Here is a 9309-nt window from a genome sequence, read left to right on the forward strand (position 1 = left end):
TTCGTATCCAATTGGATCCAGTCTCGCATTAGAAAAATAAGTTTCGTATTCGGAAACCAGTGTTTGGGTAGACCGATACACTCGCTGCGCTGCGACAAACAGTCACAGTCTATTGAGACCGGTATAGCGGTCGTTTTCGGTCGGTATAGTTCAAGGCATCACTGGTGAAAAACGTTCGGTACGCTACTACTGTCTCAGAACGGTATCGGAGACGACACGAGTAGCGGCTGACAATCGAGAACTGCCTGCGATCGCGACCGACTCACATGAAGCTGTCCAGCCCTTTCTGCTCCTGCCCGCTTTTCACTTCGTCCCACGAGATGTCCAGCGCCTCGAGGATCCGCTCGATCGGTCCCTGCAGCGTCTTCTCGAGCATCTTGTCGTAGTCGACCTCGAACTCCTCGGGGATCTGGTCCTCGTACTCGAAGCAGATGACGTCGGGATCGCGCTTGAACGCGCCGTAGAGGGGGTCGGTACGGGCGTCGAACCCTTCTTCGTCCTCGAGCCGTTCGAAGAACGACGGGTCGACGCGGTCGAGGTAGAGCCGCTTGGGTTTGCTCCCGCGCTGGAAGTTGGTCCCGAGCAGCAGGTTGGCGTACTTCGCGCCCCTGACCTGCGCTGTGTCGGTGTCGTAGTTGTCCAGTCGCTTGCCGATCCCGCCCGGAATCGCGATGTCCTCGAGGGATATCTCGCCCGCCAGTACGTCCTCGATGACGCCGTTGACGTACTCCTTCGCGCCTTCGATGTCGCCCTCGCGGACGATCATCTCGATGACCCGGTGTTGGACCTCCTTGGTGATCGGCGCGATGTCCGAACGCTGGTACTCGAAGCCGACGATGTCGACGTTGTTGACGTCCTTGCCCTCTTTCCACGTGATGTGGCCCGCGTAGCGTTTCTTCTTGCCGGCCTGGAAGAACCGTCGGTAGAGCTTCTCGAACTCGATCTGGAACCGGTGGTCCTCGGCGTTCAGATCCTCGCGAGCGAAGTCGTCGTACCGGCCGTTGATGTACTCTTCAATCTCGAAGGACTGCTCGATGGCCTCCTCCTTCGACACGTCGGGGCCGAGCTCGAGCATCACGCTGTCCGTATCTCCGTACGCGACGGTGTAGTCCAGCTCGCCTGCGGCAGTATCCGTGAACTCGATCACTTCGCGACCGGTCGCGGTGATCGCGGAGGCGGCGTCCTTGTCGTAAAGCCGGAACTGCTCCCACCCTGAGACGCCGTACAGCGAGTTCATGATGACCTTCACCGCGCCCTGCTGGCGGTCGTACTGCTCGTACTCCCTGGTCCCGGGTTCGTACTCGTTGCGCTGGGATTTCTTCTCCTCGCGCTCGGCCAGCAGCTCGTTGATCATCTCCCGCATGACGCCGTCGGGTTCCTTGCGGAAGTGGGTCGGCTCGGGTTCGGTCGGCGCGACGAACGTCTCGCCATCGTATTCCTCCGGATCGACCCGCGTTTCCGGCGAGGCGTTGACCGTCACCATACACATCGGGTACAGCGACTTCAGGTCGAGCACGGTCACGTTCTCCTTGACGCCCGTGATCGGCTCGAACACCGCGCCGCCCTCGTACTCCTCGCCGGCCTCCTGCTGGCCCTTCGACGGCAGCGCAAATCGCCCGTAGGCCTCGTGGAGGACGTACATGTCGACCGCGTCGCCCGGCGTCGGCGCGTCCTCGAGTTTGCAGCCGACGAACGAGCGCACCTCGTCCCAGAAGGCGATGATCTCCTGCTGGCGGTCGAGTTCGACGCAGAGTTCGACGTCCCGGAGGTTGTACTCGAGCAGTCTGGTCGGATCGCCCTCCCAGAGGTCGCCGATGTCCCCGGCGTATCGTTCCTTGCCGACGCCAAGTTCGGCCTCGCCGACGGCGTCGAGCCGGTAGGAGTCGAGTTCGGAGAACACCGTCCGCTGGTAGGCGTAGAGCAGGTCGAAGACGATTCGGCCCTTGATGTCGGGGCCGCCCCAGTTGCTGCGCCAGACCTCGTCGACCCGCGACAGGCGATTGATGTCCAGATCGTATTCGTGATTCGACCCGGCGAGCTCCTCGAGTCGGTCGAGGAAGTACGGCGCGTCGAAGTCCTCGAAGTTCCAGCCCGTGAGGATGTCCGGGTCGGTCGTGTCGATGTACTCGATGAACGCCTCGAGCATCGCTTCCTCTTCCTCGAAGCTCCGGACTTCGTGCTCGATCTCGCCCTCGATCGGATCGTAATCGTCGATCTCGGTGGGGATCTCGCCGTCACCGATGGGGGCCTCGTAGAGCCACATGATGTACTCGTCGCGGTAGGAATCGTGGCTGGTGAGACAGACGATCGGTTCCTCGCCGTCCTCCGGGAACCCCTGACGGTCGTCGACCTCGATGTCGAAGGTGTTGACGCGCGGGTCGGCGTCGACGTCGGTCGCTTCGACCTCGTCGTGGGGAACGACCAGCGAATCGTCCTCGGCCCGTCGCTCCGGAACCCGGATACCGCTGCGGATGTCCTTGTCGATCAGGAACCGATTCGGGAACAGGATGTCGGCCTCGTAGTGCTCGAAATCGTCGCGCACCTGCCCGACGTCCCGCGGCGTCTGGCCGAATATCTTGGTGAGTTTTTCGCCCCGAATACTTTCGTAGGGCTCGCCGTCCTCGCCGTACTCCCGGCTGCCCGTCAGCCGGTCGTACTGTTCCTCGGGCGGTCGTTCGAGGGTGTCCGTCGGTGCGTAGAAGTACGGCTGGAAGCCGACGACCTGCACGTGCTCGAGCGTGCCGTCGGTCGTGCGCCCGAAGACGTGCATGATCGGTCGTTCCTCGTCACCGTAGCCGGCGATCGTGTAGTCGACCTGCATCACGGCAAGCTCGAGTTCGCCCTCGGGTTCGGGAAGGGTTTCCTCGACGACGTCGATCACCTCTGCGGCCTCGGCCCCGCCGTTGCCGGCGATTGCGACCGCCTCTTCCGCCGGCCTGTCGTCGCGTTCCTCGGAATCGCCGCCGAACTCCGCGAGTCCGGTCTGGCCCGCCTCAGTCATGGTTCCGAGATTCGCAGTCGCCGGATAAAAACCCCTGCAATCCCCGCCCGCGAGGAGCATTGTCTCAGTGGGTGAGGTCGGTCCCATCAATCACCCTGCTGCGTCGGCCCGACCGACATCTTATTCGACAATTGCCCTTCCGAAAGCAGACGTTTGCGGGAGCAACAAGACATATAACGTGGTAACACATAGCACAGGATCAGGTGATCGATGTGTCCACCCATGTGAACGACGACGCGACGGATCGGAGCGAACCGAGTAGTGAACCTGCGGGGACCGCGACGATCGAGTCCTACGAGACCGAGGACGGCGTCGTCTTCTACGACGCGGAGAACCCGCTCGCCTGGGTGGAGACGTCGCAAACGCTACCCCTCGAGGAGCTGGCCTGAAACTACGAAGCGAACGTTTTTCCTCCCGCTGTCCGTCACTCCGCACGTGGTATTCGACCGGACCGAGAACGAGCCGGAGGAGTGGGACCCGGAGGAGGATTTCTACGATCCCGACAGTGACGGGTTGACCATTCCACAGGTCGAAACCGGAGAGGACGACCCGGACGACGATCTGCAGAATCTCACGAACGCGATCGAGACACCAACCGTTCCCACTGCAGAGACAGATGTTCCGGGCGACGTTCTCCAGACGTTCTGGGCGCTCGTGTTGGTCCTCAACGCGGCCGTCCTCCTCGTCTCGCTCGGTCTGCTACTGGTCGTCTTCGAGGGCAGCCTCACTCGCGGTGGCGTTCTCGTCGCCACCGGCGTCCTTCTGTTCGGTCTGGCCGCTCGACGATATCGGCGGTTTCAGCGGGACGACCGGACCGACACCGAGAGTGGCGACGGGGACGACGACGCTCTTGCTACCGACGCGGAATCGGCCAGTGCTTCATCGAACGACGCAGCCGAAACTTCTTCGGGCGATGCCGTCCAAGACCAGCCACCGACCCGGAACGACAACCAATGAAAACAGTCGAGGACGACACCGGCAAACGATATCTGCTTCTCAAACGATCGGACAGCGCGAGTCTCGTTCGCGACCCCGACAACGGCAACGAGTGTTACATCCAGAACGACCGTCTCGAGGCCATCGGGGAGGAATCAGCCCTCGAGACGGCCGCACGAAGCGTCAGCGATCCTGTCGTGACATTGGTGACGAACGTCCACGACGAGGAGACGCTGGGGTTATTGGTCGAGCTTTCCGAGCGCGGACCGCTTGGCGTGCGTCGCTTGCTCGACGCCTACGACTTCTGCGAGAGCGACCTGCACGGCCGGCTGACGGTCCTCTCGGCCGCCGGACTGCTCGAGGAAACCGAGGTCGCGGGCGAACGCGGCTATGGAATCACCGAGGAGTGTGAGGACGCCCTCGAGACGCTTCGAAGCGACTGAGCGAGAGACAGAGACTGAAATCGATCGGTCCCGCTTCGCCGCTTAGACGGCCCGGCCGCGTTCGACTGCTCTCTACAGCGTCTCCCGGCGGACGGCGCTAATCCGACGCGAGCAACTCCGCCTCCGGCGGTTCGCCGCGCTCGAGTCGCGATCGGTTCGACGTGGCGTCCTTCTCGACGCGGACGAGCGAGTCGGCCGCGCCGACGAGCTCCTCGTCGTGGCTGACGACGACGATCTGTTCGACGCCCAGATCGCGCATCGATTCGACCAGCGAGACGAGTTGCGTGACGTGGCCCGAGTCCAGGAAGACCGTCGGCTCGTCGAGGATCAGCGGCGGCATCGGGGCCGTCCCCTCGACGCCCTCGGCGAGCAGTCGGTAGATCGCACACCGCAGGCTGAGGTTGAACAGCGCCCGCTCGCCGCCCGAGAGCTGCTCGGGCTCGAGGGCCTCGCCGTCCTTCTGGTAGACGGTCAGCCGGTAGTCGCCGTCGAGATCGATCGCCGCGTAGGAGTCGTTCTGGTAGACCAGATCGAACGTCTCGTTGAGCAGCCGCTCTAAGGTCTCGACGTTGCGCTGGCGCAGTTCCGTCCGCAGCTCTCCGTACGTCGTCTGTAACGTCTCGGCCTCCTCGTAGAGCGACTCGAGCTGGTCACAGCGGTCCTCGACGGACTCGAGTTCTTCGCGGCGTTCTTCGAGTTCCTCGAGTTCGTTCTCGGCCGCACCGATCGCGTTCTGGATCTCGTCGCGCCGGTCCTCGAGTTCCTCGAGTTTCCCGTCCACCTTCTCGATGTACTGCTCGGCGTTGTCCCTGTCCTCGCGGGCGGTTTCGACGCGGTCCTCGTCGAACTCCGACTCGAGGTCGCGCTTGCGGTCGCGCTTTTCGGACAGCGTCTCGCGGCGCTCGTCGTTCATGGTCTCCCAGTCCGCTCGGCGCTCGCGCAGGTTTTCGATCTCGGTTTCGAGAGCGGCCTCCTCGTCGGTGATTTCCGAAATGCGCTCGAGCGTCTCGAGCGTCTCCTTGATCTCCCCGCGTTCGGTGTTGATCTCACCGAGGTCCGCCCGCGCGTCGGCGACCTCCTCTTCGCGGTCCGCGGCCGCCGCCCGTTTCTCTTCGGCCTCGACCTCGTACTCCTCGGCGTCGTCGCGAAGCTGATCGCGCTGGTCGCGCCGGTCCGCGAGGCTCTCGCGCTTTTCGGTGAGCAGTTGCTCGATGTTGTCGCGGTTCTCCTCGAGGCGGTCGACCCGTCGCTCGGCTTCGCGCAGGTCTTCGGCGCGGTCGATCCGCTCCTCTATTTCGTCGCGCTCGTCCTCGAGCGCCTCGCGCTCGGCCTCGAGGTCGGCGAGTTCCTCCCGGCGATCGGCCAGGACGTCCACGTGCGGTGAGTCCTCGACCGGTTGGCCACACTCGGGACACTTCCCCTCCTCGAGCAGTCGTTCGCCCTCCTCGATCGCGTTCTCGGCGGTCCGGATGTCGGCGGTGACGTCGTTGATCTCCGACATCAGTTCGTCGCGCTCGGTCTCGAGGTCGTCGAGGTGCGATTCGGCCGCGCCGAACTCGACCGGCGCATCGTCGAACGCCGCCCGCGCGGCTTCGATGTCGTCCGCGAGGTCGTCGAGTTTCGCCTCGCGATCCGCGATCGCTTCCTCGTCGGCCTCGATCTGCTCCTCGAGCGCGTCGGCGTCCGCTCGAGCCTCCTCGGCGTCCCCCTCGAGGTCGTCGGCCTCCTCGCGGAGCCGCTCGACCTCGTTGTTCCCCTCCGTGATCGTCACGCGAACGTCCTCGAGTTCGTCCCGGAGTTCCTCGTCGCGGTCCTCGAGGTCGTCGATGCGGCCCTGAACCGCTTCTTTGCGGGGATCGTCGCTCTCGAGATCGACGGTCTCGAGGAGATCGGCGCGCTCGTCCGCGAGTTCCTCGCGCCGGTCTCGAATCTCGCTGATCTCGTCGCCGGCCTCGTCGCGCTTGCGCTCGGTCTCGCTGATCTTCGAGCGGAGATCCTCGATCTCCTCGTCGAGGTCCGCGATCTCATCGCGAGTCTCCTCGTGACGTTCGAGGACGTCCACGGCGGCCTCCAGGGTCTCCTGGGCCTGCTCGCGCTGTGTCTCGTAGTGGTCGATCTCCTCCGTGACATCGCTCCGGCGGGACTCGAGACCGTTCAGCCGCTCGTGGAGATCCTTTTCCTCTTTCTCTTGCACCTTCTGTCGGACGTTTTCGAGGACCTCCCGCTGACCGTCGAGGACGTTCTTGACGCCGAGGCGCGCTTCGCTCGCGCGTTCTCGGTAGTCTTCGAGCGCGCCGAGCTGGAGGAGGTCGTCGATCATGTCCTGGCGATCGCTCGGCGAGGCGTGGATGAGCTTGTTGACCTCCCCCTGCCGAACGTACGCGCAGTTGACGAACGCCTCGGCGTCCATCCGCAGGAGTTCGGTCACCTCGCGGCGAACGTCGCGGGCACCCTCGATCGTCGCCGTCGGCGTCTCGAGGACGCACTTCGTCGTCGTCGCGCGGTCGCCGCGCAGTTTGAGACGGCGCTCGACGTGGTACTCGCGGCCGTCGTGGGTGAACCACAGTTCGACTTCGGCGTCTTCCTCACCGGTCGTGATGACATCGTCGAGCGTACGGTCGTCCAAGGCTTTCGAGCCGTAGAGGGCGAAGAAGACGGCCTCGAGCAGCGTCGACTTCCCGCTGCCGTTGACGCCGTGGACGACGGTGACGCCGCGCTCGAGCGTGAGGTCGGCGTCGCCGTAGCACTTGAAGTTCAGCAGGCGAACGCGGTCGACCCTCACGCGAAATCACCCAGCGAGGCGGTGTCGGCGTCGGCTGTTTCCTCGGCTTCGCCGGCATCTTCGACCCCGTCGTCATCGGTTGCCGACGCGGCGTCGTCGGTTTCGGTCGCTCCCTGCTGGTCCGCGACCGGAGTTTCGGCGTCTCCCGCCGTACCCTCCGGCTCGGCGTCAGATGATTCGTCGTCGGCCGTATCGGTCGCGGAGGCGGACTCGTCGGCGAGCTGATCGGCGACCGTCGTCACGTCGTCGTCGCCGGGTTCGCGCTCCGGTGCGGGTTCGAACGCCGACTCGTCGTCCTCGAGGAGCTCGCGGACCCGCCGTTCGACGGATTCGCGGACGTTCGAGTCGACGGTCCCGTCGCTCCGGACGGTCTCGTCGATCTCGAGCGCGGCGTTGCTGAGGCCCATCTCGCGGATCCGTTCGCGGACGGCGTCGTCCGGATTGGCGAAGCTCACCGAGACGTCGTCGTCCTCGTCCGGGAGGTCTCGGCGGTCGTTGACGCGGGCGACGAGCGCGCCGCGATCGATCGCGAGTTCCTCGACGGCTGCCGGGGCGATGGGGCGACCCTCGCCCTCGACCGTGACGATGACGACGGCGTCCGCGAGGTCGTGTTGGCGAACTCGTTCCTGGACTCGGTCGATTCCCTCGTCCTCGGTGAGTTCGACGTCGACGAAGGCGAAGTCGCGGGTCGAGGAGAGCCCCCGACGACTGATCGCCACCTCGTCGTCCTCGAAGTCGACGAGATTGTATCCTCGATCCTCGCGTTCGCTCGCGCTCGCACGCTCGGTCGACCCGCAGTAGGTAACCCACGTCTCGGATACTTCTGCCGTGTCGGGCTTGTGGTTGTCACCCAGCAGAACGGCGTCGAAGTCGACCGTCGATTCCTCGAGGACGGTTTCGGTGTCCCAGTCGGCGTGTGCGAAGGGTTCGAAGAGGCCGTGACTCACCAGACTCGCGTGGTCCGCGCCGTCCGGAAGTGCGTCGAAGTCGTATGTGAGATCGTCTCGGCGCGAGCGGGGGACGAAGTCGAGTCCGTAGAAGGCGGTGTCGTCGATGACGATTGGCTCGGCGCCGAGCCGAGTCGCCAGTCCGAGATCCGCGAAGAGATCGAGCCACTGGGCGTCCCGTTTCGACTCGTGATTGCCGACGACGGCGAGGAAGGGTATATCGGCGTCGGAAAGCGTTCGGAGGATGTCGACGGTTCCTTGCAGGTCGACCAGTCCCGGCCGGCGATCGTGGAAGAGGTCGCCGGCGTGGATCACCGCGTCGACGTCGTCGGTAACCGCGTCCTCGACGACGGCTCGGAACGCCTCGAGAAAGTCCTGTCGTCGGTCGGGCGAGTTGTACTGCTGGTACCCGATGTGGGTATCGCCCGTATGGATAACCCGCGTCATTGGCCTGTCGTAGACCGGCCGACCCTAAAGGGGTTCCGTGACCACGGTGAAAGTATACTGGTCGTGACGATCCCCGCAAACGAGGACTCCTCGATACTGGCAGCCGCTGACCGAACGGGACGCCCACGAGGGGGATGCGACGGACCTCTCCCGTCTCCCTCGTGCGAGAATTCGTATAGCGTACTCCGGGCAGCCGTCGGCTCGTGTCTTTCGAGACGAAATCGACGGGCGGAGAACCGAGTAGCCGAAATTGATCGCCTTCGTTACGTTTGAATGTCGAGACTGTACAGGCGCTTGCGGGCGTCGGAGAAGGAGAACCGGGAGTCGATGACGTTCTGTTCGTCGAGGCGGTTCAGTGCGTACCGGACCGTTCGGGAGGGCAGAAGCGTCTCGTCGGCGATCTGTTGCTGGGTCATCGTGTCGTTGTACTCGAGTACCTTTGCGACGAGTTTCGCGCTCGGGGGCAGGTCCCGAACGTCGTCCCACGATCCACGGTCGCCGGTCTCCTGTCGAATCGACTCTGAAGCACTCATCTTACTCCACCATTCCGAATACAGGGTGATAATATTTTCTATTCCATTTAATGCCTATTGGTTATATTTCCGACCGGAGAACCAGCGGTGGACCCCTCGAGTTATAGTAGTCGTTGAAACGATTTACTTACCGCTCGCATCCGAGCGGCCAGCACAAACAGTGCTGGCCGTTGATCCGCGAACGGGAGTGCAATGACGTTCAACGACTACTATAGCGCTC

Annotated in this window: 7 protein-coding genes; 3 read left to right on the forward strand and 4 right to left on the reverse strand. The window is 63.8% G+C overall.

Annotated elements, in window-relative coordinates:
- Positions 1 to 262: 262 nt before the first annotated feature.
- Positions 263 to 3001 (reverse strand): DNA-directed DNA polymerase, encoded by a 2739-nt coding sequence (locus tag LDB05_RS20760; RefSeq protein WP_226005870.1) that lies wholly within the window; start codon positions 2999 to 3001, stop codon positions 263 to 265.
- Between the two features lie 203 nt (positions 3002 to 3204).
- Here LDB05_RS20760 and LDB05_RS20765 point away from each other — a divergent pair, with 203 nt between their 5' ends.
- The 3 genes from LDB05_RS20765 to LDB05_RS20775 are packed head-to-tail and all read left to right on the forward strand — an operon-like array spanning position 3205 to position 4380.
- A complete protein-coding gene (locus LDB05_RS20765; protein ID WP_226005871.1) occupies positions 3205 to 3390 on the forward strand; it encodes a DUF7331 family protein in 186 nt (61 codons plus the stop codon).
- Positions 3391 to 3436: 46 nt separating this feature from the next.
- A complete protein-coding gene (locus LDB05_RS20770; protein ID WP_226005872.1) occupies positions 3437 to 3958 on the forward strand; it encodes a DUF7322 domain-containing protein in 522 nt (173 codons plus the stop codon).
- Positions 3955 to 4380, forward strand: coding sequence for a DUF7346 family protein (locus LDB05_RS20775; RefSeq protein WP_226005873.1), 426 nt, complete (start codon positions 3955 to 3957; stop codon positions 4378 to 4380). Before LDB05_RS20770 ends, LDB05_RS20775 begins: the two co-directional genes overlap by 4 nt.
- Before the next feature lie 97 nt (positions 4381 to 4477).
- Here LDB05_RS20775 and rad50 read toward each other — a convergent pair whose 3' ends face one another.
- The 3 genes from rad50 to LDB05_RS20790 form a co-directional block, all read right to left on the reverse strand.
- On the reverse strand, positions 4478 to 7162 hold the full coding sequence (rad50, locus tag LDB05_RS20780) for a DNA double-strand break repair ATPase Rad50 (protein ID WP_226005874.1): 2685 nt from the start codon (positions 7160 to 7162) through the stop codon (positions 4478 to 4480).
- On the reverse strand, positions 7159 to 8556 hold the full coding sequence (gene mre11 / locus LDB05_RS20785) for a DNA double-strand break repair protein Mre11 (protein WP_226005875.1): 1398 nt from the start codon (positions 8554 to 8556) through the stop codon (positions 7159 to 7161). The genes rad50 and mre11 overlap by 4 nt, the downstream gene beginning before the upstream one ends.
- Before the next feature lie 263 nt (positions 8557 to 8819).
- Positions 8820 to 9089, reverse strand: a complete 270-nt coding sequence (locus tag LDB05_RS20790) for a MarR family transcriptional regulator (protein WP_226005876.1) — start codon at positions 9087 to 9089, stop codon at positions 8820 to 8822.
- Between the last annotated feature and the right edge of the window lie 220 nt (positions 9090 to 9309).

The organism is Natrinema salinisoli, from assembly GCF_020405205.1.
Lineage (GTDB): Archaea > Halobacteriota > Halobacteria > Halobacteriales > Natrialbaceae > Natrinema > Natrinema salinisoli.